The organism is Pseudomonas sp. FP453 (assembly GCF_030687495.1).
GTDB lineage: Bacteria > Pseudomonadota > Gammaproteobacteria > Pseudomonadales > Pseudomonadaceae > Aquipseudomonas.
Genome location: NZ_CP117435.1, coordinates 2,596,929 through 2,618,156, shown reverse-complemented (window position 1 = coordinate 2,618,156; position 21,228 = coordinate 2,596,929). Strand labels below are relative to the sequence as shown.

Sequence of the window (21,228 nt, the reverse complement as noted above, 5' to 3'; positions counted from 1 at the left end):
GCTGGCTTGCCTGCGATTGCAGTGTGTCAGGCGATGAATCTGTGACTGGCAGACCGCTATCGCAGGCAAGCCAGCTCCCACATTGGAATGCATTTCAAGTTTTATGCGCGGGCGCTGCGCCAGGCATTGATCAGCTGTTCAAAGGTCGCCTGCACGCGCTGGATCAAAGCCTCATCATCGATTTCCCCCGCCAGCCACGCACGGCTCGGCTCCTGGAAGATCGTGCGGCCCACCGCAAAACCACGACAGGTCGTGCTCTGGCCCGCTTGCTGGAAACCCTCGGCCAGGCATTCGGCCGAGGCGTTCAATCCCAACAAGACCACGCCACGGCAATACGGGTCACGTTCCTGGATCAGCTCATCGAGCTTTTTCCAATCCTCGGCCGACTGCGCCTCGATCTTCCACCACGCCGGGTAGATGCCCAGGTTGTACAAGCGCTTGAGGCTGCGATACAGCACATCCGGATACGTGGACGGGTGATCCTTGGGCGGGATGACTTCCAGCAACAGCTCATGGCCACTGACCACGGAGGCGTCGTACACCGCCTTGAGCTGGGCTTCCTGCTCAAGACGCAACAGCGGTTCGTCGTCCGGGTGGTATTGCACCAGGCACTTGATGATTTGTTCCTGGGGCCAGGCAATCAGGTTGCTGCCCAGCGAACGCCCGTGTTCCAGCGCCAGCGGGCGCGAGTTCTGCACCTCCACCGGGCGCGCGATCCACCAGCCGCGACCGCTGGCAGCATTGAGCGCGTCCTGGCCGAAGCGCTGGTCGGCCAACAGGCCCACATCGGCCTCGACGCCCTGCTCGCTCAGCTTGCGTTCCACACGTTCGATGGCCTGGATAAACAGCTGCTTGATCGCACTGATGCGCGTGGTGTCCTGGCCGCCGCGCTGGGCCAGGTCCACCAGTTGCCAGCGGTGATCGAAGGCAAAGATGAACAGCTGCTTCCAGGCTTTGCGCGGCACCGTCACGCGGTGCAGGCGTTGCAGGGTTTCGTCGCGGTCGGGGCGGGTGATCGGCACCGGGCTGTTGAACAGGTATTCCAGCTCGGCCGGGGTCGGCATGGCCGGCGCGCAGGCGTGGCGTGACACAACAAGACCGCCGCAGGCGTTGGCCAACTGGCTGCAACGTTCGTCGCTGGCGTCGTTGATCCAGCCGCTGAGAAAGCCCGACATGAACGCATCGCCAGCGCCGAGCACGTTGAGCACTTCAACCCGCACGCCGGGATAGATCGCGCCATCTTCCAAGCGCGAAGGGATTGCGCCGTGGATCACCGTGCAACCCTGCGGGCCGAGCTTGACCACCAGGGTCGCCGGCGTCAGTTCACGCACGCGGCGCAGGGCGGTGAGCAAATCTTCGCTGCCGCCGGCGATGAGGAATTCTTCTTCCGTGCCAACGATCAGGTCAAAGCGCGGCAGGATCGTCTGCACATGGGCACTGACATTCTGGTCGGCAACAAACCGCGTCTCGCCGTCGGCCTTGCCCGCCAGGCCCCAGAGCACCGGGCGGTAGTCGATATCCAGCACGCGCTTGACGTTGTGCTTGGCCGCATAGTCCAGCGCCTGGATGCTGGCCTTGTACACGCTGTCGGTGGAGAAATGCGTGCCGGTGATCAGCAGGGCTTTGCTGGAGGCAATAAAGGCTTCGCTGATGTCTTCGGCGCGCAGGGCCATGTCGGCGCAGTTTTCGCGGTAGAACACCAGGGGGAAGGTTTCGCGGTCCTTGAGGCCCAGCAGCACCAGCGCGGTGAGGCGCTCCGGGTCGACCTTGATACCGCTGACATCGCAGCCTTCACGGGCCAGGGATTCGACGAGGAAGCGCCCCATATGGTCGTCGCCGACCCGGCTCAACATCGCCGACTTGAGGCCAAGCCGGGCGGTGCCAAAGGCGATATTGGCGGAGGAACCGCCGAGGTACTTGGCAAAGCTGGACACGTCCTCAAGCCGCGCACCCACTTGCTGCGCATAGAGGTCGACGCCCAGGCGCCCGAGGCAAATCAGATCCAATTGACGCCCACTGGCAAAACGAGTCTGGCCCATGCTGGCTCCTGTTATTTTTATCAGCCTGCGTTGTGCCGCCGTGGCGACGGCAAACGCTCTTGGTGGGATGCAGACTAGAACGTCCGGCGACGGCAATCAATATTTATTCCAGAATTATTTTTAGTGGAATATATTTTCCAATACGTCAGCATAGGGGCACGCCAGCCGCCGTGCATCGTTTCAGCAGGCCACGCGGGCCGTGATGCCGGGGTATTTTTTTGCGCCTACCCTGTAGACTTGCGCCACCCATCAGCGCAACAGAACAACACGCCAGAAGGATTGCCCATGTCCCGCACCGATCCCGAGACCACCCTGGAAGACACCGTCGCCAGCCCTCCGATCAATGCCGAACGTCTGTTGCAGCTGATCACCGACGAATATGAAAGCCTGCCCCGCCAGCTCAAGCGCATCGCCAGCTACATGAGCCAGCAGAGCGACCGCATCATGGTGGACCGCATCAGCGACATCGCCCGCGAGTGCGAAGTGCACCCGTCGGCCATCGTGCGGTTTTCCCAGCGCTTTGGTTTCAGTGGCTTCAGTGAGATGCAGGCGCTGTTTCGCGAGGCCTACACCCACAAGACCACGCCGGTGCAGAACTACCAGCAGCGCATCCGCAGCATGATTGCCAACAAGTCGCAGAAAGCCAGCGGCGGCGACCTGGCGCGCGAATGCGTCAACGCGACCTTGTCCGGTATCGAACGGTTGGGGCTGGAACTGGATGACGTGGCCTTCGACAAAGCCGTGGACCTGGTGGTGAACGCCGACAATATCTACGTGGTCGGCGTGCGCCGTTCCTTCGCGGTGGCCGATTACCTGGTCTACAACCTGCAGCACACCAACAAGCGCATCCACCTGATCTCCGGCCTGGGCGGCAGCTACCGCGAGCAGATGCGCAGCGTGCGCGCCAATGACCTGGTGATCGCCATCAGCTTCACGCCCTACGGCAAAGAGACCCAGCACTGCCTGCGCATCGCCCAGCATCATCAGGCCAAGACCCTGATCATCACCGACAGCAACCTGTCGCCCCTGGCCAAGCGGGCGAACGCGGTGCTGTTGGTGAATGAGGGCTCGTCGTTTGCCTTCCGCTCGTTGAGCGCGACGTTGTGCCTGTGCCAGGCGTTGTTTATTGCGGTGGCGTATCGCTTGGAGTTGAAGGTGGATGAGATTCACGAGCAGGTGGGGTTTGATGATTGATCAATAGCTGCGCCAACGCGCGGCCGTGATAGCGGATCTGCGCCAGGGTCAGGGCGGTGTAGCCGATGATCACCGCCGGTGGCAGGCCCTGGACATGGCAGAACTTGCCCAGCGGTTGCAGCGTTAACCCGACTTGCGCAGCGCGGGCGCAGAAATCGCCCTCCTCCACCCCCACCGGCAACCACAAAACAAAGTGCAACCCGGCCTGCTGGCCGCTGATCGTGCAACCCGCCAGGCACTCGAGCAGCGCATCGCGTCGCGCCTGATAGGCCTGGCGTGAAGCACGCAAATGCCGCACAACGCGCCGCTGCGTAGAAACTCCATCAACCCCAGCTGATCCGTCGCCCCCACCGAATGCCCGGTGAGTTGCAACCTGCGCAGCAGCGAGCGGCGAAGCCCTTTGGGCACCACCATGAAACCCACGCGCAAGCCCGGGAACAGGTTCTTGTTGAAGCTGCCGCAGTAGATCACTCGGTCGCCACTGTCCAGGGACTTGAGCGCAGCCAGCGGCGCGGCGTTGTAGTTGTATTCGCTGTCGTAGTCGTCCTCGACCACCCAGGCATCGGCGCGGGCGGCCCAGTCCAGCAGCGCCAGGCGCCGCGATACCGTCAGGGTCATGCCCCAGCGGCGCTTGGTGGGCCGGGGTGACGTAGGCCAGACGTGCCGTGTCAGGGAGCTGGTCGGTGTCGAGGCCTTCGGCGGTGACGGGAATACTGTGCACCTGCGCACCCGCCAGAGCGAACAAGCGTCGCGCCGGCAGATAACCGGGGTCTTCCACACACGCGCTGTCACCCGGCTTGAGCACCGTGCGCGCAATCAGGTCGAGGGCGTGGCGGATGCCACTGGTGACAATCACTTCATCCGCCTCGCACTGCATACCGCGATAGCTGCGCAGGTAGTCGGCGATCTGTGCGCGCAATTCAGGCAGGCCAGCGGGATGGGCCGCTTCGAGCACGCCCGGCCCTACCGTCAGCAAGCCACGGGAAATACAACGGGCCCAGGCCTTCAAGTCGAACAGGCTGGCATCCGGGCGCCGCGCGACAAAGGGCACATGACTCTGCACGCCCGCGTCCGGTTGATCGGGTACGACCTCGCGGCGCGGTGCGGCGCTCGCCACCGGTGCGGCAATGAATTGCTCGGGAATCACCGCACACACCCGCGTGCCAGAGCCCGCCAGCCGCTGCACATAGCCTTCGCTGTGCAGCCGATCAAACGCTGCCTCCAGCGTGCCCCGGGACACCAGCCATCGCTGCGCCAGGCTGCGGGTGGACGGCAAGCGGCTGCCGGCCGGCAACTGCCGGTTGAGGATCGCCGCGCGCAGGGCGTCGTAGGCGCCCTGCTGCTTCCCGGCGCGCAGGCTGTCGGGGCGCGGCAGGTCCAGGGCAGTTGCAGCTTTTCCGCGGCTCATAGTGGTCCAGTCCATTGCGCCGTAAGTGGCCCTCAGGATTAAACCACAATGGCACTAGAGTTTGAGTCCTACCCCTTGCGAAGAAACTTCCCATGACCCAACGCGCCCTCTCCACCGGGTTCTGGCTGGTGCTGCTGACCGTGCTGATCGCCCTGCCGCGCATCACCCTGGACCTGCACCTGCCCGCCCTGCCGGCCATGGCCGACCACTTCCGCAGCAGCGACAGCCAACTGCAACTGACCCTGACCCTGTACACCCTCGGCTCGGCGATTTCCCTGCTGATCGCCGGCCCGCTCACCGACCGCTTCGGCCGCCGCCCGGTGCTGCTGGCCGGGCTGTTGCTGTACGTAGTGGCGACCGTGGCCTGCGCCCTGGCCGACAGCCTCACGGTGCTGATCATCGCCCGGTTGTTCCAGGCCCTCGGCGGTTGCTGCACCACGGTGATCGGCCGCGTGATCGTGCGTGATCACTTCGACCGTCACGAGCAGGCGCGCTTGCTGGGGCTGATCTCCATGGCCATGGCCGTGTCACCCATGGCCGCGCCGGTGCTGGGCAGCCTGATGCTGCCGTTCATCAACTGGCGTGGACTGTTTGTGCTGCTGGGGGTGATCGGTGCCGTGCTGTGCCTCGTGGTGTTTCGCCGCCTGCCCGAGACCCGTCCGCCTGCCGTCGCCGCCGCGCCGCCGAGCAATCTGTTGCGCATCTACGGTCAGCTCCTGCGCGACCGTTATTTCCTGCGCTATTCCCTGGCCATTGGCTGCGTGTACAGCACGTATTTCCCGTTCATTGCGGAGTCGTCGGCGTTGTTGCAACGGGGCTATGGCCTGTCTGCCACGGCTTATGCGCTGGTGTTTGCGGCGACCATCAGCGGCTACATGCTGGGGGCGAATCTGTTTCGCCGGTTGGTGCTGCGGTTCGAGCCGGATCGGTTGATTGCAGGTGCCATCGCATTGAATGTGCTGGGCAGCCTGATGCTCGCGGCGGCGACCGCCGTGTTGCCGGGTGAATGGCTGGCGATCGTGTTGCCGATGGTGGTGATCATGGTGTCGGTAGGGATGGTGATTCCAGCCTGTCAGCTGGCGGTGTTGCAGCCGTATGGCGCGATTGCGGGGACGGCGTCGGGGCTGTTCTTTTTTACCCAGATGTTTTTGACAGCATTGAGCAGTTGGGCGACGGGGTTGTTGTCCGATGGCACCCCAACTCCCTTGGTGATCATGACTGTCGCCGCAAGCACCTTGCTGGTCACAGGTTGGCTGATGCTGCGCAAAACCAAATGTGGGAGCGGGCTTGCCCGCGAAGGCGGTGTGCCAGTCAACTGATAAGTCACTGACAGACCGCATTCGCGAGCAAGCCCGCTCCCACAGGGGACCGAGCCAGACTCAGGTTTAGTGCATGAAGATGGCGATCAAGATGATGACCGGGATAGGCACACCGAGGAAAAAAAGCAGTATCGAGCGCATGATGTTCTCCTTGAATTAACGGACAAAGTGTTCGGTTTCGACATACACCACTGCATCACGACGACGACCGCCGTAGGTGGCAGCGAAGCTGGCAAAGAACGCGCCGATCAGCAGGGCAATGAAGGTCCACAGCGCTGTGTAGGCGGCCACTTTGGCGGCGGTATCCGCGGCCTGCTTGGCTTTGAGCTTGGCGTCTTCGACGGCTTTACGGGCGTCGCCATACACCTTGTCGATACGTGCCTCGGCATCCGCCTGGCTGAGGTTGGTGCGCTGGCTGATCAACTGGGCCAGGTAGGCGCGGTCCTCGGCAGCGAGTTGGCCATCGTTGCTCAGGGTACGGGCGAAGATACGTGCAACCACGCCGTGAGCGGCATCATCGCTGACGGCCACCGGGCGGTCATCTCGGAACAGGCTGTCGACGTAGTAGCCGAAGTCATCGCCCTTTACCGCCGTGCCCACGGCCTGGGTCACACCCGAGGCCACGCTGGCCCCCGCCTGCACGCTGCCGCCGACCACGCTGCTCACGGAGCCGACGATCAAGGTTGCCGCCACCAGCGTGGCAACGGCCCAGGACAGAAAGCCATGGGCGGTATCACGGAAGTACACCTCATCGCCATGCATATTGGCCCACTTCACCCGCAACCGGCCGGCGATGTAACCACCCAGGCCCGACGCGACGATCTGGGTAAAGGCCAGCCAGATAATCGTGGAAATGCCCAGTCCCTTGGCACTGATACCGCTGTTGGCCCACGGCGACACCGCCGAAAAGCCCAGGCCGAAGCCCAGCAGCACGAGGATCAGGGACAACGCCGCCGCAGCAGCCGCCCCGGCAAAGATCGCCCCCCAGGAAACCCCGGAGCGCGCGCTCGATTCTTGTAGCGTGGATGAGGATGTGATCATTGTTGTTTTGCTCCCGGCAGGAAAAATGGTGTTACATGTCTCGGGAGTGACAGTGCAGGCACCATGCCAGTCGCCTGAAAGTTAAATACCTAGCATTTTCAATAACTTAAATAACTTGAACTTCCTAGGACCATGCAACTTGCAAGAACACACCCTTCCAGGCAGGCGTTCTGCAACCTCCAGCCAGACACAGGACCTGTGGGATCGGCGGTGGGGCATAAATGGTGGTGGTTTTGCCAACATGAAGTTTAATTTAGGAAGCGTTCAGGCATTTCTTGGCAAAATGCCCGCACTTCTAGTGTGAATCGCTCACCAGGTAATCCTATGACCCGCATTTTGACCATCGAGGATGACGCCGTAACAGCCCGCGAGATCGTCGCCGAGCTGAGTAGCCATGGACTGGACGTAGATTGGGTAGACAACGGCCGCGAAGGCCTGGTCCGCGCCGTGAGCGGCGATTACGACCTGATCACCCTCGACCGCATGCTGCCGGAACTCGATGGCCTGGCCATCGTGACCACCCTGCGCACCATCGGTGTGTCGACACCGATCCTGATGATCAGCGCCCTCTCCGACGTGGACGAACGGGTGCGCGGCCTGCGCGCCGGCGGTGACGACTACCTGACCAAGCCCTTCGCCTCCGATGAAATGGCCGCCCGCGTCGAAGTGCTGCTGCGGCGCAAAAGCACGGTCAAGGAATTCGAGACCGCCCTGCGCGTGGCCGACCTCGAACTCAACCTGATCAGCCGCGAAGCCAGCCGTGCCGAGCAGCCGCTGAGCCTGCTGCCCACTGAATACAAGCTGCTGGAATTCCTCATGCGCAACACCGGGCAGATCCTCTCGCGCATGATGATCTTCGAGGAAGTCTGGGGTTACCACTTCGACCCTGGCACCAACCTGATCGACGTGCACATCGGGCGCCTGCGCAAGAAAATCGATCCACCGGGCCTCACGCCGCTGATCCGCACGGTACGAGGTTCCGGTTATGTCATTGCTGAACCCCTCTAAGGGCTGGCGTTCTTCCAGCAGCCGCTTGCTGGCGCTCTACAGTTCGTTGTTTGTGGCCTGGAGCTGCATCCTCATGGGGGTGCTGTATTACGAGGTGTCGGGTTACCTGGGCGACCTTTCGCGCCATTCGCTGATGCAGCGCCAGCACCTGTTCCAGCGCTTCGACGGCGAGGAACTGGTGGAAGCGCTGACCACCAGCATGACCTTCGACATGAAGGGCGTGGACGCCTACGGCTTGTTCGACGAACAATTCAACCCGCTGAGCGGGCCGATCCGCGCCGTGCCGCCCGACCTGCCGCTGGACGGCAAGATCCACGCCCTGGCCAATTGCGTCGACTCCGACGACCCCAAGTTGCCCAAGGACAGCTGCGACGCCGTGGCCACCCACACCGACGACGGCCGCTGGCTGGTGCTGGTGCGCGCCAACGGTTCGCTGTTTGGCGTGACTCGGATCATCTGGCATGCGCTGTTGTGGGCGCTGTCGTTGACCATCATCCCCGGCGCCGCCGGCTGGCACCTGCTGCGCCGCCGCCCGTTGCGGCGCATTCGCGGCATCCAAGCCAGCGCCGAGGCCATCGTCGCCGGCGACCTGACCCACCGCCTGCCACTGTCGAACCGGCGTGACGAACTGGACATGCTCGCCGCCATCGTCAACGCCATGCTCGACCGCATCGAAAAGCTGATGAACGAGGTCAAGGGCGTGTGCGACAACATCGCCCACGACCTGCGCACCCCGCTGACCCGCCTGCGCGCGCAGCTCTACCGCATCCGCCAAGAGGCCGAACAGGACTCCCACTACGCGGTAAAACTGGACGATGCGATTACCGAAACCGACACCCTGATGGCGCGCTTTCGCGGCTTGCTGCGCATCTCCGAGCTGGAAGACCACCAGCGTCGCTCGGGTTTCCTGGTGATGGACCCGCTGCCGCTGCTGCGCGAACTGCATGATTTCTACCTGCCGCTGGCCGAAGAAGGCGAGCTGCAACTGGTGCTCGACACCCCGGAATCCCTGCCCTGGATTACCGGCGACCGCGCCCTGCTGTTCGAAGCCCTGGCCAACCTGCTGAGCAACTCGATCAAGTTCTCCCCGGCCGGCGGTGAAGTGATCCTGCGCGCCGTGAACGACGCCGGCAGCACGCGCATCGAAGTACACGACTCCGGCCCGGGCATCCCGATAGCCGAACGCAACGCGGTGTTCCAGCGTTTCTATCGCGTGGATGAAAACGACCAGCAAGGCGGGTTTGGCTTGGGCTTGTCGATTGTCGCGGCGATCATCAACCTGCACGGGTTCAAGCTGGAAGTGGGCAGCAGCGCGAGCGGCGGTGCACGGTTGGTGCTCGAATGCCGGCAGCAACTGATGCCCGAGTAACCCAAACACCACAAAACCCTGTGGGAGCTGGCTTGCCTGCGATGGCGGTGGGTCAGCTTGCTCATAGGGCACTGATACACCGCTATCGCAGGCAAGCCAGCTCCCACATCAGATGTGCTGTGTGTCAAATCAGGCCGGGAAATTCGCCCGCAGCGCCTCGACCCCACCTTTGTAGACACCGGCAAACAGCTCTTCCACCGCCGCATCCGTCACACCCTCCACCGGCGTGAACACACCCGACCAGGTCACCTTCGCCGACGCATCCGTCAACGCTTCAACCTGCAACGTCGCCAGGTAGGCACTCACCGGAAACGGTGATTGCTCAATGGTGTAGCTGTAGGTGCGCGCCACATTGTCAAAGGTCTGCAAACGCTCGACGATCTCGCCACCGTCGGCGGTCGTCAGGTGACGCAGGCGCCCGCCTTCACTCGGCTCGCTCTTGGCGATCAGCGGCAGCCATTTCGGCAAGTCGTTGAAGCCGCCGACCAATGCCCAGACCTTGTCAGCGGATACCGGGATTTCAATTACTGCGGATGCTGTTGGCACGTCAAATCTCCAAAAGTCATAGGAAAACGTCGCCCAGCCTGCCACGGCCGGCGCTTCAATGCATCAACTCCCGCACCCGATACCACAACATCCCCAACGCCAGCAGCGGCGAGCGCAACACCTTGCCGCCGGGAAACGTCATGTGCGGCACCTGGCTGAAAATATCCAGGCCCTGGCTGTGCCCGGCATGAATCGCTTCGGCCAGCAGGCGTGCGCACCAGTGGGTCACGTTCAAGCCGTGACCCGAGTAACCCTGGGCGTAGAACACATTGGGGTACTGCTGCAAGCGCCCCACCTGGGGGAAACGGTTGGCGGTGATGCCGATCTTGCCGCCCCACTGGAAGGCGATTTCGGTACCTGCCAACTGCGGGAATACCTTAAGCATTTTCGGCTGCATATACGCGGCGATATCGGCCGGATCACGCCCTGAATAATGACAGGCGCCGCCAAACAACAGGCGGCGGTCGGCGGACAGGCGGTAGTAATCCAGGCCGACTTTCTGGTCGCACAGCGCCAGGTTCTGCGGGATCAGTTCATTCGCCAATGCCTGCGGCAACGGCTCGGTAGCGATGATGTAGCTGCCCGCAGGCAGCACCTTGCCGCTCAGGCGCGGTTCCAGTTCTTCAAGGTGCGCATTGCACGCCAGCACCAGGCTGTTGGCCCGTACGGTACCAGCGGTGCAGCGCACCTGCACGGTGTCGCCGTGGACCAGTTCCAACACTTCGGTGTGCTCGAAAATCCGCACGCCGAGGGACTCGGCCACCTGCGCCTCGCCCAATACCAGATTCAACGGGTGCAGATGCCCGGCCCCCATGTCCACCAGCCCCCCGGCATACATCGTCGAACCCACGACCTGCGGCATATCCTCTGCACCGACGAGGCGGGTTTCATGGGCATATCCCATCGCCGCCAGATATTCCTGTTCCCCCTTGAATGCAGCGAATTGCGCCGGCGTATTCGCCAGCTCACAAAAGCCCCAGCGCAGGTCGCAGTCGATGCCATGCGCGCGAATACGCTCCCCCACCAGCGCCACCGACTCGATCCCGGCCCGCTCCAGGTAGCGCACACCCTCCTCGCCCACATACTTGGCGAACCCCGACACATCGTGGCCGATGCCGCGTATCAACTGCCCGCCATTGCGCCCGCTGGCGCCCCAGCCAATACGCCGGGCCTCCAGCAGGATCACCGAGAGCCCGCGCTGGGCCAGTTCGATGGCCGTATTCACGCCGGTGAAACCACCGCCGATCACGCACACATCGGCGCTCAGGTCGCCGCCCAACGCCGGGCGCTCGGGCATGGCATGCGCCGAAGCACGGTAGTAGGACTGGGCGTGGTCACTGGACTGCATCATTTATTGGTCTTCACTTTGCTCCAGGCGCGGGTCATCAGGCGCATGGTCGCCGGGGTCGGCGTGGTGGAAATATAGAGTTTGTCGAGCACGTCCTGGGACGGATACACCTCGGGGTTGTTCACCAGCTCCGGGTCCATAAAGGCCTTGGCCGCCGGGTTGGCGTTGGCGTAGCCCACCGAGGCGCTGACCTTGGCGATCACCTCAGGGTCCAGCAGGTAGTTGATGAAGGCGTGGGCCTGTTTCGGGTTGCTCGCGTCGGCAGGAATGGCCAGTAGGTCAAACCACAGGTTGGAGCCTTCCTTGGGGATCGAATACGCAATATTCACCCCGTTCTTGGCTTCCTTGGCACGGTTGGCCGCCTGGAACACATCGCCGGAATAACCGAAGGCCACGCAGATATCACCGTTGGCCAGGTCCGAGATGTATTTGGAGGAATGGAAATAGGTGATGTACGGGCGCAGCGTCAGCAGCTTGGCCTCGGCCTGTTTGTAGTCCTCGGCGTTCTCGCTGCGCGGGTCCTTGCCCATGTAGTTGAGGATCGCCGGGAACAGCTCATCCGCCGAATCAAGGAAGGCCACGCCGCACTGGTTGAGTTTCTTGATGTTCTCCGGTTCGAACAGCACCGCCCACGAGTCGATATGGTCGATGCCCAGCACCTGCTTGACCTTGTCGACGTTGTAGCCGATGCCGTTGGTGCCCCACAAATAGGGCACGGAGTGGGCATTGCCCGGGTCGTTCTTCTCCAGCAGCGCCAGCAGTTTGGGGTCAAGGTTCTTGAAGTTCGGCAACTGCGCACGGTCCAGCTTGAGGAATGCGCCGGCCTTCACCTGGCGCGCGAGGAAGTGGTTGGACGGCACCACCACGTCATACCCGGTGCGCCCGGCGAGCAGCTTGCCCTCCAGGGTTTCATTGGAGTCGAACACGTCATAGATCGGCTTGATTCCGGTCTTGGCCTGGAAATCGGCCAAGGTGGTCTCGCCGATGTAGTCAGTCCAGTTATAGATACTGACCGTCGGCGCCGCCTGGCTGGTGCTGCTGAATGCAGCCACCAGGGCCAGCGGGAGAAGCTTGTGCACAAGACGCATATCGACACCCCTTTTATGGATTTTTTAGACGCTCAACAGCAGGAACTCACGTTCCCAGGAACTGATCACCCGCTTGAAATTCTCATGCTCGGCGCGCTTGACCGCGACGTAGCCGCGCACAAACTTGTCGCCCAGGTAGTGCCTGACCGTGGCGCACTCCTCCATGCGCGCCAGGGCGTCCTCAATGGTGATCGGCAGGCGCAGGTTGCGCCGCTCGTAGGCGCGGCCTTCCACCGGCGCACTCGGCTCGATCTTCTCGATCATCCCCAGGTAGCCACACAGCAGACTAGCGGCAATTGCCAGGTACGGATTGGCATCGGCGCCGGGCAGGCGGTTTTCCACGCGCATCGCCTCGGGGCTGGAGGTGGGCACCCGCAGGCCGACGGTGCGATTTTCTTCGCCCCACTCCACGTTGACCGGTGCCGAAGTGTCCGGCAGGAAGCGGCGGAACGAGTTGACGTTGGGCGCGAACATCGGCAGCAGCTTGGGAATGTACTTTTGCAGGCCGCCGATATGGTGGAGGAACAGCTCGCTCATCTTGCCCTCGGCGTCGACAAACACCGGTTTGCCGGTGGCGATGTCCACCACGCTCTGGTGCAAGTGCATGGCGCTGCCGGGCTCGTCGGCCACCGGCTTGGCCATGAAGGTCGCCGCAACGTTGTGCTTGAGCGCCGCCTCGCGCAGGGTGCGCTTGAACACGGTGATCTGGTCGGCCAGGTCGAGGGCGTCGCCGTGGCGGAAGTTGATTTCCATCTGCGCCGGACCGTCTTCGTGGATCAGCGTATCGAGGTCCAGGCCCTGGGCTTCGCACCAGTCATAGACGTCTTCGAACAGCGGGTCGAATTCGTTGGCGGCGTCGATGGAAAACGACTGGCGCCCGGTTTCCGCCCGGCCGGAGCGGCCTACCGGGGTTTTCAGCGGCAGGTCCGGGTCTTCGCAGCGCTGGGTCAGGTAGAACTCCATTTCCGGCGCGACAATCGGCTGCCAGCCTTGCTCGGTGTACAACTGCAAGACCTTCTTCAGCACGTTGCGCGGCGACAGCTCGATGGGGTTGCCCTGCTTGTCGAAGGTATCGTGGATCACAATCGCGGTGGGCTCGATAGCCCACGGCACCACGTAGGTGGCGTTGGCCACCGGGCGGCAGACCATGTCGATATCGGCCGGGTCCAGCAGGTCGTAGTAGATATCGTCGTCGACGAAATCCCCGGTCACCGTTTGCAGCAGCACACTTTCCGGCAGGCGCATGCCGCGCTCATGCAGGAACTTGTTGGTGGGCGCAATCTTGCCGCGGGCGATGCCCGTCAAATCACTGATCACGCATTCGACTTCGGTAATCTTGTGTTCTTTCAGCCAGGCGGACAGCTGATCGAAAGGGGCGTTCATAAGGACCTCGGCAGGGTTGCCCGGCTTGTATTGCCGGCGCATTGAGGTCTATCTTGGGCCGGCCTTCGAAGCGCATCTATCCACTTTGCACGAACCACAACGCACCAATAGAGTGCGCACGGATCTCCCATGACCCAGGCAACCGCCTCTCGCGTCCAGGCCTTCACCACCGGTGATGTGGCCGCCCAATGCAGCGCCACACCCGGTTGGGTGCAGCAGTACCAGCAGATGTCCCCGGGGCATTTTGCCGGGCAGATCCGCTACCTCGACCTGCAGGGCGTGGAGGTGTACGAAGAGTGCATGAACACGCGGGTGGAGCAGCATTTCAACGCGCCGCCGGGGTCGTTGGCGTTCTGTTTCGACGGCAGCGATAACGCGCTGTATATGCTCAACGGCGAAAGCCGCAACACCTGGATCACCCCGGAAAACTACCGCGAAGTGGCCGTGGTGTTCGGCCCGCAGTTCGTGCAGCGCCAGGGCCTCGATGTGGCGAAGCTGGAAGGCCTGTTCATGGCCCCGCTGAGCGGCCAGCAAAATGCCCTGTTCACCCGCTGGCTCAGTGGCACGCTGACGCGAATGGCCACCGTGAGCGACCCCGTCAGCCTCACCCAGCAACTGCTCGACGACTGCCTGTTTATCCTCGACAACGCCTGCGTCGGCCTGGACCGCAGCTCGTTGCAAAAGCGCAGCGAAGCACGCCGCTTGATGGCCCGCATCGGCGAATGGGCGGCGGATGCACCGGACGAGACCGTCAACCTGCTGGAACTGGCGCAGATTGCCGGCGTGCCGTTGCGCCAGTTGCAGCAAGGCTTCAAGACCTACACCGGGATGAGCCCGGCGCAGTGGTTAAGGTTGCGCCGGTTGAATGGGGCGCGGCGGGAGTTGTTGAGCGGTGCTGACACAACGGTGGCCGAGGTGGCGATGAACTGGTCGTTCTGGCATTTGGGGCGGTTTTCCAACAGCTATCGGGCGTTGTTCAAAGAGCTGCCCAGCGAAACCCTGAAACGCCAAGGTTGAAATGCAGTCAAAAACTGTGGGAGCTGGCTTGCCTGCGATAGCGGTGTATCAGTGCCCAATGAGCAAGCTGACCCACCGCTATCGCAGGCAAGCCAGCTCCCACATTTAGAGCTTTGTCAGGCTTGGGATTTGAGGAAGGTGGCCATCAGTTGGTTCACCTGCTCCGCCGCCTCCAACTGCACCATATGCCCCTGCCCCGACAGCACCTCCACCTGCGCCTCCAACCCCTGCGCATGCCGCACCGGGATGATTGCATCATCACTGCCCCAGATCACCAGACTCGGCTGACGCCCCACCACATGGCGCAAATCCTGCGCCTGCTGCCCGCCCGCAAACAACGCGCCGTTGAGCTGGCGCAACGCCTGATCCACCCCCTCCAAACGCTTGAACTTGAGCATGTCCTCCAGCATCTGCCGCGTCACCAATGCGGGGTCGCTGAACAGCTGCGTCAGTTGCGGCTTGAGGGCGTTGCGGTTGCTGGCCTCGGCAAACCCTTGCAGGTACTCGCCGTTGATGTCCGCACCGAGGCCGGCGCTGGCGATCAGGGTCAGCGAGGCGACGCGCGCGGGGGCCTGGTCGGCAACGGTCAGGGAAACCAAGCCGCCCATGGAATGCCCCGCCAGGTGCACGCGGTCCAGCTTGAGATGATCGAGCAGGTCCAACACGGCCTGGCTCAACTCGCCAGCATCGCCGCTGTGCAGCTGCTTGCCCGACTCGCCGTGCCCCGGCAGATCCAGGGCGATCACCCGCCGCTCGGCAGCCAGCGCCGGTTGGTTGAACAGCCAGTTGTTCAAGTCGCCGCCAAAGCCATGCACCAGCACCAGCGGCGTGCCGCCCTCGCCTAGGTCGAGATAGCGCAGCAGACGCCCGCCGATCTCGACCTTTTGCGCGCTGGGCCCCGATGCTTCGGCTTCGGCCGCACTGGCGACAAACCCGGCATTGAAGCCTTCGATCACGGCATCGATCTCTGCCTCAGACGCCTCACCCTCAACGACAATCCCCAGCAACGCGCCCACCGGCAAGGTCTCATCGCTCAGCGCCAAGACGCGGCGCAGCACGCCACTGAACGGCGCTTCCACACTGCTGGAAATCTTGTCGGTCTCCACATCCAGCACTTCCTCGCCCTTCTCCACCCGGTCGCCGGGTTGCTTGAGCCAGATATCGATGCGCCCTTCGGTCATCGACAGCCCCCATTTGGGCATGGTCAGGGTATGGATCATGCGGCATTCCTCTTGTCGGCGATCTTCAGCACGGCGGCCTCGATCTTCGCGGCGTTGGGGATGTACAGGTCTTCCAGCGCATCGGAGAACGGCACCGGCGTGTGCGGCGCGGTGACCATTTCAATCGGCGCACGCAAGGAAGAGAACGCCTGCTGGGCGACCAAGGCGCTGATATCGGTGGCAATGGAACAGCGTGGGTTGGACTCATCGATCACCACCAGCCGACCGGTTTTCTCCACGCTTTCGAGGATGCTGTCGACGTCCAGCGGGCTGGTGGTGCGCAGGTCCAGCACTTCGCAGTCGATACCCTGGCGCGCCAGGTTGGCGGCGGCTTCCAGGGCGATGTGCACCATGCGCCCGTAGGTCACCAGGGTCACGTCCTGGCCTTCGCGCACAAAGTTGGCTTCGCCGAAGGGCACGGTGTACAGCTCTTCCGGGACTTCACCTTGCAAGCTGTAGAGCATCTTGTGTTCGAGGAAGATCACCGGATCGTTGTCACGGATCGCCTGGATCAGCATGCCCTTGGCGTCATACGGCGTGGCCGGGCACACCACCTTGAGGCCGGGGATGTGCGTCCACATCGAGGTGAGCATCTGCGAGTGCTGGGCCGCCGCGCGCAGGCCGGCGCCGTACATGGCGCGGATTACCAGCGGCGTGGTGGTCTTGCCGCCAAACATGTAGCGGAACTTGGCCGCCTGGTTGAGCAGTTGGTCGAGGCAGCAGCCGATAAAGTCGACGAACATCAATTCACACACCGGGCGCATCCCACGGGTGGCCGCGCCGACCGCCATGCCGACATAGCCAACCTCGGACAACGGCGCGTCCAGCACGCGCTCGGGGAACTGCGGGTACAGGCCCTTGGTCACGCCGAGCACGCCGCCCCAGGCGTCTTGTTCGCCCGGGGCACCGGTGCCGCCGCTGACGTCCTGGCCGATGATGAACACGCTTTGGTCACGGCGCATTTCCTGGGCCAGGGCTTCGTTGATTGCCTGCTGGTAGCTGATTTTGCGAGCCATAAGATTCTCTCCAGAGCTTGTTGTTATTAGGGATAGGCGACGTAGACATCGCTGAGCAGGTCGGCGGCCTGGGGCTTGGGATCGGACTTGGCGCGGCGCACGGCGTCTTCGATCAACTGCGCGACTTCGCTGTCGATGCGTTCGAACTGCGCCGCGTCCAACCAGCCTTCGGCGCTGCAACGCTGGCGGAACAGCGCCAGGCAGTCGGCGCTGTCCCGCAGGTTTTTCACTTCATCGGGGCCACGGTAGGTTTGCGCATCGCCCTCGAAGTGGCCGTAGAAACGGCTCAACTTCACTTCCACCAACGTCGGCCCCTGGCCTGTGCGCGCACGCTCGACGGCAACGCCGAGGGCGGCGTGCACGGCGAAGAAGTCATTGCCATCGACGATCACCCCCGGCATGCCAAAGCCCACGGCACGCTCGGCGATGTCCTTGCACGCCACCGACCAGCCGGAACCGGTGGCCTCGGCATAACCGTTGTTTTCGGCGACGAACAGGCACGGTAACTTCATGATCGCGGCCAGGTTCATCGCTTCAAACACCGCGCCCTCGTTGGAGCCACCGTCGCCAAAAAACGCCACGGCCACGCCCTGGCTGCCCTTGAGCTTGGACGCCAGCGCCGCGCCCGCCGCCAGCGGTGCGCCGGCACCGACGATGCCGTTGGCGCCGAGCATGCCCTTCTCCTGGTCGGCGATGTGCATGGAGCCGCCCTTGCCGCCACACACGCCGGTCTTCTTGCCGTAGATCTCGGCCATCATGCCGAACACATCCACGCCCTTGGCGATGCAATGGCCGTGGCCACGGTGGTTGGAGGCGATGCAATCGTCATCGTTGAGGTGGGCCATGACCCCGGCGGCGCTGGCCTCTTGGCCAGCATAGAGATGCACAAAACCGGGGATCTCGCCGGTGGCGAATTCCACGTGCAGGCGTTCTTCGAAATCACGGATGGTGCGCATCACGGTGTAGGCATGCAGCAATTGATCGGTGGACAGGTGAGTGGACATCTTGTTGTTCTCCAGGTTGTCTCGACACACAAAAGGCTGATCGTGTTCAGCTACAAGGCCTTCAGCACAGCCTGTGCCAAGGCCCGGAAAAACCTCGCAAAGCCTTGATCCAGAGCAGTTGTGGTGGTGCGGCACGGCACCGCAGAATGAGACGCGGCATTGCACCGCACAGGCCGCGTCTCAGGCGCGGTGAGACGCGGCGTCTCAGCTGGGGCAGTTGGTCAGGCCAGACTTGTCCCGCGCGACCCATGCGCGCTTAATGGCGGGCATAACAACAAAGATCGAGAACCGGAGGCCTTATGCTCGCCGCGAACTCCAGGGAACACGTCGACTGCGTCAGTCGCGTGGTCCGCAATGCCGACCGCCTGCCCCAGGCGCCGGTGCCGTCGCTGATTTTCGATTCGTGGCGGCGCTCCATGGAGCAACACCACCTCGACCCCGGCTCCTTGCAGGGGCCACGCATCCTCAGCGAACCCTTGCTCAAGGAATGCCGCGAGCGCGCCGAACTGTTCATGCGCATCGCCGGCGAGGCGGTCGGCCAACTGCACCATCGCGTGCGCCACGCCGACTATTGCGTGATGCTCACCGACGCCCAGGGCCAGACCATCGACCACCGCGTGGACACCGCGATCCGCACCGACTGCCGCAAGGCCGGCCTGTACCTCGGCACCTGTTGGTCGGAAGCCGAAGAAGGCACCTGCGGCGTGGCCACGGTGCTCACCAGCAAGGCCGCCGTGACCGTGCACAAGCGCGACCACTTTCGCGCGGCGTTCATCGGCCTGACCTGCTCCGCCGCACCGATCTTCGATCCCCAGGGCAACCTGCTCGGGGTGATGGACGCCTCCGCACTCAAATCCCCGGATGACCGGCGCAGCCAGCACCTGGTCCGCCAGCTGGTGGCGCAAAGTGCCGAAGCCATCGAAAACGCCTTCTTCATGCACAGCGCCCGCGAGCACTGGGTGTTGCAGGCCCACAGCACGCCGGGCTTTGTCGACAGCCAACCGGACCTGTTGCTGGCCTGGGACCGCGACGGCCGCTTGCATGCCTTGAACAGCAAGGCACGCCAGGCCCTGCGCCTGCGCTTTGGCCAAGTGCCGGCGCATATCGGCGAGGTGTTCGACCTCGACGCGTTGCGCGCGGTGACCGATCAATCCGCCCAGCAATTGCACTGGCTGGCGCAGCCTGGCGCCTTGCACGCACGCGTCAACGCGCCCCGTCGTACACCGACACGCACCGCGCTGGCGCCGCAGGTCGATGCGCGAGTGGAAGAACACCTGCGCCTGGCCGTACGGGTCAAGGACCGCAACCTGCCGGTGCTGGTGCAGGGCGAAACCGGCGCCGGCAAAGAAGTGTTCGCCCGCCAACTGCATGAGCGCAGCGCCCGGCGCAGCGGGCCGTTTGTGGCGGTGAACTGCGCGGCGATCCCCGAGAACCTGATTGAAAGCGAGCTGTTCGGCTATGTCGCCGGCGCCTTTACCGGGGCCTCCAGCAAAGGCATGCCGGGCCTGCTGGTGCAGGCCGATGGCGGCACCTTGTTCCTCGATGAAATCGGCGACATGCCGTTGGCCTTGCAGACGCGCCTGCTGCGGGTGATGGCCGAGGGCGAAGTGGCCCCGCTGGGCGCGGCGAAGACGCGTGCAGTGGATATCCAGGTGATCTGCGCCAGCCACCGGGACCTGGCGGTATTGGTCGGTGAAGGCCGCTTTCGCGAAGACCTGTACTTTCGCCTGGGCTGCGCACGCTTCTGCCTGCCGCCGTTGCGTGAGCGCACGGACAAGCTGGCGCTGATCAATCGGTTGCTGGAGCAGGAAGCACGCCATGTAGGTATCGGCAGCGCCGCGTTGGAGTTGCTGCTGGGCTACGCCTGGCCGGGCAATGTGCGACAACTGCGGCATGTGCTGGCGTATGCCAGCGCGGTGTGTGAGGGCGATACGGTGCAGGTGGCGGATTTGCCGGTGGAGGTGCGTGGGGAGCAGCGAGAAGCGTTGGTTGAAGAGCGCGTGAGCCCCCGAAAGGCAGATAGTCCTGGATGCGTTGATTCGCCATCGCTGGAAGCCTTTGCCGACCGCGCAGGCGTTGGGGATCTCAAGAGCAACCCTGTACCGCCGAGTCAATCAACTGGGCATCGACATGCCCAACAAAACCACCTGACACAATGGGATCAACATGTGGGAGCTGGCTTGCCTGCGATAGCGGAGTATCAGTGCCAAATAGGCAAGCTGACCCACCGCTATCGCAGGCAAGCCAGCTCCCACATTAGACCGAGTAGACCCTGCCTTATCAGCGGTAGACCAGGCCGCCGTCGATCAGTGGCGCCTGCCCCGTCATGTAATCCGCATCCGGCCCCGCCAGGAACGAGACCAACCCCGCCACATCCTCCGGCGTCTCCGCGCGGCCCAACGCAATGCCATCCACGTACTTCTTGTACGTCGCGCCAATCTCGGCACCGGTAATCTCAGCCATGCGCTTGTCGATCTCGACCCACATATCCGTGCCCACCACCCCCCCGGGCAGTACGCATTCACGGTGATCCCCGCGCTCGCCAATTCCTTGGCCGCGGCCTGGGTCAACGCGCGCACGGCAAACTTGGTGGCCGAGTACACGCCGAGCAGCGCAAACCCTTCATGGCCGGCGATGGAACAGGCATTGATGATCTTGCCCTTGCGCTTGAGCGCCTTGAATTTCTTGCCGGCGGCCTGGATGCCCCACAGCACGCCCTGCACGTTGATGCCCAGGGTGCGTTCGACTTGCTCCGGGCTCACGTCCAGCAGCGAATCGATCTGCGCCACCCCGGCGTTTGTTGACGATGATGTCAAAGCCGCCAAGGGTCTGGTGTGCATGTTCGACAGCGGCCACCACTTGCTCCAGCTTGGAGACGTCAGCGACAAACACCGCCGCCTTGCGGCCCAGGCCCACCACTTCGGCGGCCACGGCTTCGAGCTTGGCGCCATTGATGTCCACCAGAGCGATGTCGGCACCGTCCTGTGCCAGACGCAGCGCAATGGCGCGGCCGATGCCCTGCCCGGCGCCGGTGACCAACGCAACTTTTCCAGCAATAGCCATGACACTCTCCTGCATTCGATGAGGGAAGCCTTGTCTATCGCAGGTCCCTGCCATGGCTGTCGAGGCGCAACGGGATTGGCGTGAGGGCTGAGACGGGGCGTCTCAAGCCGCGAACCATTCTCGAAAACTTGTAAAAGCGCGCACTTATGCCTAGCTTATGCGCCC

Annotated in this window: 14 protein-coding genes and 3 pseudogenes; 6 read left to right on the top strand and 11 right to left on the bottom strand. The window is 63.3% G+C overall.

All coding sequences use genetic code 11. From position 1 onward, the window contains the following. Positions 1–101 precede the first annotated feature (101 nt). Positions 102–2,039, bottom strand: coding sequence for a 5-dehydro-2-deoxygluconokinase (gene iolC / locus PSH87_RS11735; RefSeq protein WP_017735815.1), 1,938 nt, complete (start codon positions 2,037–2,039; stop codon positions 102–104). A gap of 285 nt (positions 2,040–2,324) precedes the next feature. Here iolC and PSH87_RS11730 point away from each other — a divergent pair, with 285 nt between their 5' ends. Next, a complete protein-coding gene (locus PSH87_RS11730; RefSeq protein WP_017735816.1) occupies positions 2,325–3,233 on the top strand; it encodes a MurR/RpiR family transcriptional regulator in 909 nt (302 codons plus the stop codon). Here the strand turns inward: PSH87_RS11730 and PSH87_RS11725 are convergent. Then, a pseudogene (locus PSH87_RS11725) lies at positions 3,163–4,641 on the bottom strand (PLP-dependent aminotransferase family protein). The gene PSH87_RS11730 and the pseudogene PSH87_RS11725 overlap by 71 nt on opposite strands. A gap of 92 nt (positions 4,642–4,733) precedes the next feature. On the opposite strand from PSH87_RS11725, the gene PSH87_RS11720 reads away from it, so the two are divergent. Next, positions 4,734–5,960, top strand: a complete 1,227-nt coding sequence (locus PSH87_RS11720) for a multidrug effflux MFS transporter (protein ID WP_305433746.1) — start codon at positions 4,734–4,736, stop codon at positions 5,958–5,960. A 156-nt stretch (positions 5,961–6,116) separates the two neighbouring features. Here PSH87_RS11720 and PSH87_RS11715 read toward each other — a convergent pair whose 3' ends face one another. Continuing rightward, positions 6,117–7,001: a hypothetical protein gene (locus tag PSH87_RS11715; protein ID WP_305433745.1), complete on the bottom strand. Its 885-nt coding sequence runs from the start codon at positions 6,999–7,001 to the stop codon at positions 6,117–6,119. Between the two features lie 324 nt (positions 7,002–7,325). On the opposite strand from PSH87_RS11715, the gene PSH87_RS11710 reads away from it, so the two are divergent. Together PSH87_RS11710 and PSH87_RS11705 are read left to right on the top strand one after the other, a co-directional pair. Next, complete coding sequence (locus tag PSH87_RS11710) at positions 7,326–8,009, top strand: response regulator transcription factor (RefSeq protein WP_003219726.1); 684 nt, start codon at positions 7,326–7,328, stop codon at positions 8,007–8,009. After that, positions 7,987–9,378 carry a HAMP domain-containing sensor histidine kinase gene (locus PSH87_RS11705; protein WP_305433743.1) on the top strand — a complete coding sequence of 464 codons (1,392 nt, stop codon included), beginning with the start codon at positions 7,987–7,989 and terminating at the stop codon, positions 9,376–9,378. Before PSH87_RS11710 ends, PSH87_RS11705 begins: the two co-directional genes overlap by 23 nt. A gap of 129 nt (positions 9,379–9,507) precedes the next feature. Here PSH87_RS11705 and PSH87_RS11700 read toward each other — a convergent pair whose 3' ends face one another. From PSH87_RS11700 to PSH87_RS11685, 4 genes are read right to left on the bottom strand one after another with little or no spacing between them, the layout of a single operon-like run. Further along, positions 9,508–9,924 carry an SRPBCC family protein gene (locus PSH87_RS11700; RefSeq protein WP_305433742.1) on the bottom strand — a complete coding sequence of 139 codons (417 nt, stop codon included), beginning with the start codon at positions 9,922–9,924 and terminating at the stop codon, positions 9,508–9,510. A 55-nt stretch (positions 9,925–9,979) separates the two neighbouring features. Then, positions 9,980–11,275 (bottom strand): FAD-binding oxidoreductase, encoded by a 1,296-nt coding sequence (locus PSH87_RS11695; protein WP_305433741.1) that lies wholly within the window; start codon positions 11,273–11,275, stop codon positions 9,980–9,982. Beyond that, positions 11,272–12,360: a polyamine ABC transporter substrate-binding protein gene (locus PSH87_RS11690; protein WP_305433739.1), complete on the bottom strand. Its 1,089-nt coding sequence runs from the start codon at positions 12,358–12,360 to the stop codon at positions 11,272–11,274. The genes PSH87_RS11695 and PSH87_RS11690 overlap by 4 nt, the downstream gene beginning before the upstream one ends. A gap of 24 nt (positions 12,361–12,384) precedes the next feature. Next, positions 12,385–13,743 (bottom strand): glutamine synthetase family protein, encoded by a 1,359-nt coding sequence (locus PSH87_RS11685; RefSeq protein ID WP_305433737.1) that lies wholly within the window; start codon positions 13,741–13,743, stop codon positions 12,385–12,387. Between the two features lie 129 nt (positions 13,744–13,872). On the opposite strand from PSH87_RS11685, the gene PSH87_RS11680 reads away from it, so the two are divergent. Continuing rightward, the gene (locus PSH87_RS11680; RefSeq protein WP_305433735.1) at positions 13,873–14,760 is read left to right on the top strand and encodes a helix-turn-helix domain-containing protein; all 888 of its coding nucleotides are present in this window, start codon (positions 13,873–13,875) and stop codon (positions 14,758–14,760) included. Between the two features lie 116 nt (positions 14,761–14,876). Here PSH87_RS11680 and PSH87_RS11675 read toward each other — a convergent pair whose 3' ends face one another. From PSH87_RS11675 to PSH87_RS11665, 3 genes are read right to left on the bottom strand one after another with little or no spacing between them, the layout of a single operon-like run. Then, positions 14,877–15,980, bottom strand: a complete 1,104-nt coding sequence (locus PSH87_RS11675; RefSeq protein ID WP_305433734.1) for an acetoin dehydrogenase dihydrolipoyllysine-residue acetyltransferase subunit — start codon at positions 15,978–15,980, stop codon at positions 14,877–14,879. Beyond that, the gene (locus tag PSH87_RS11670; protein WP_305433732.1) at positions 15,977–16,996 is read right to left on the bottom strand and encodes an alpha-ketoacid dehydrogenase subunit beta; all 1,020 of its coding nucleotides are present in this window, start codon (positions 16,994–16,996) and stop codon (positions 15,977–15,979) included. The genes PSH87_RS11675 and PSH87_RS11670 overlap by 4 nt, the downstream gene beginning before the upstream one ends. Positions 16,997–17,022: 26 nt before the next feature. Continuing rightward, on the bottom strand, positions 17,023–18,000 hold the full coding sequence (locus tag PSH87_RS11665; protein ID WP_257781812.1) for a thiamine pyrophosphate-dependent dehydrogenase E1 component subunit alpha: 978 nt from the start codon (positions 17,998–18,000) through the stop codon (positions 17,023–17,025). A gap of 299 nt (positions 18,001–18,299) precedes the next feature. On the opposite strand from PSH87_RS11665, the pseudogene PSH87_RS11660 reads away from it, so the two are divergent. Next, positions 18,300–20,151, top strand: a pseudogene (locus tag PSH87_RS11660) (sigma-54-dependent Fis family transcriptional regulator). A gap of 129 nt (positions 20,152–20,280) precedes the next feature. Here the strand turns inward: PSH87_RS11660 and PSH87_RS11655 are convergent. Next, positions 20,281–21,063 (bottom strand): annotated as a pseudogene (locus PSH87_RS11655) (acetoin reductase). Positions 21,064–21,228: the final 165 nt, after the last annotated feature.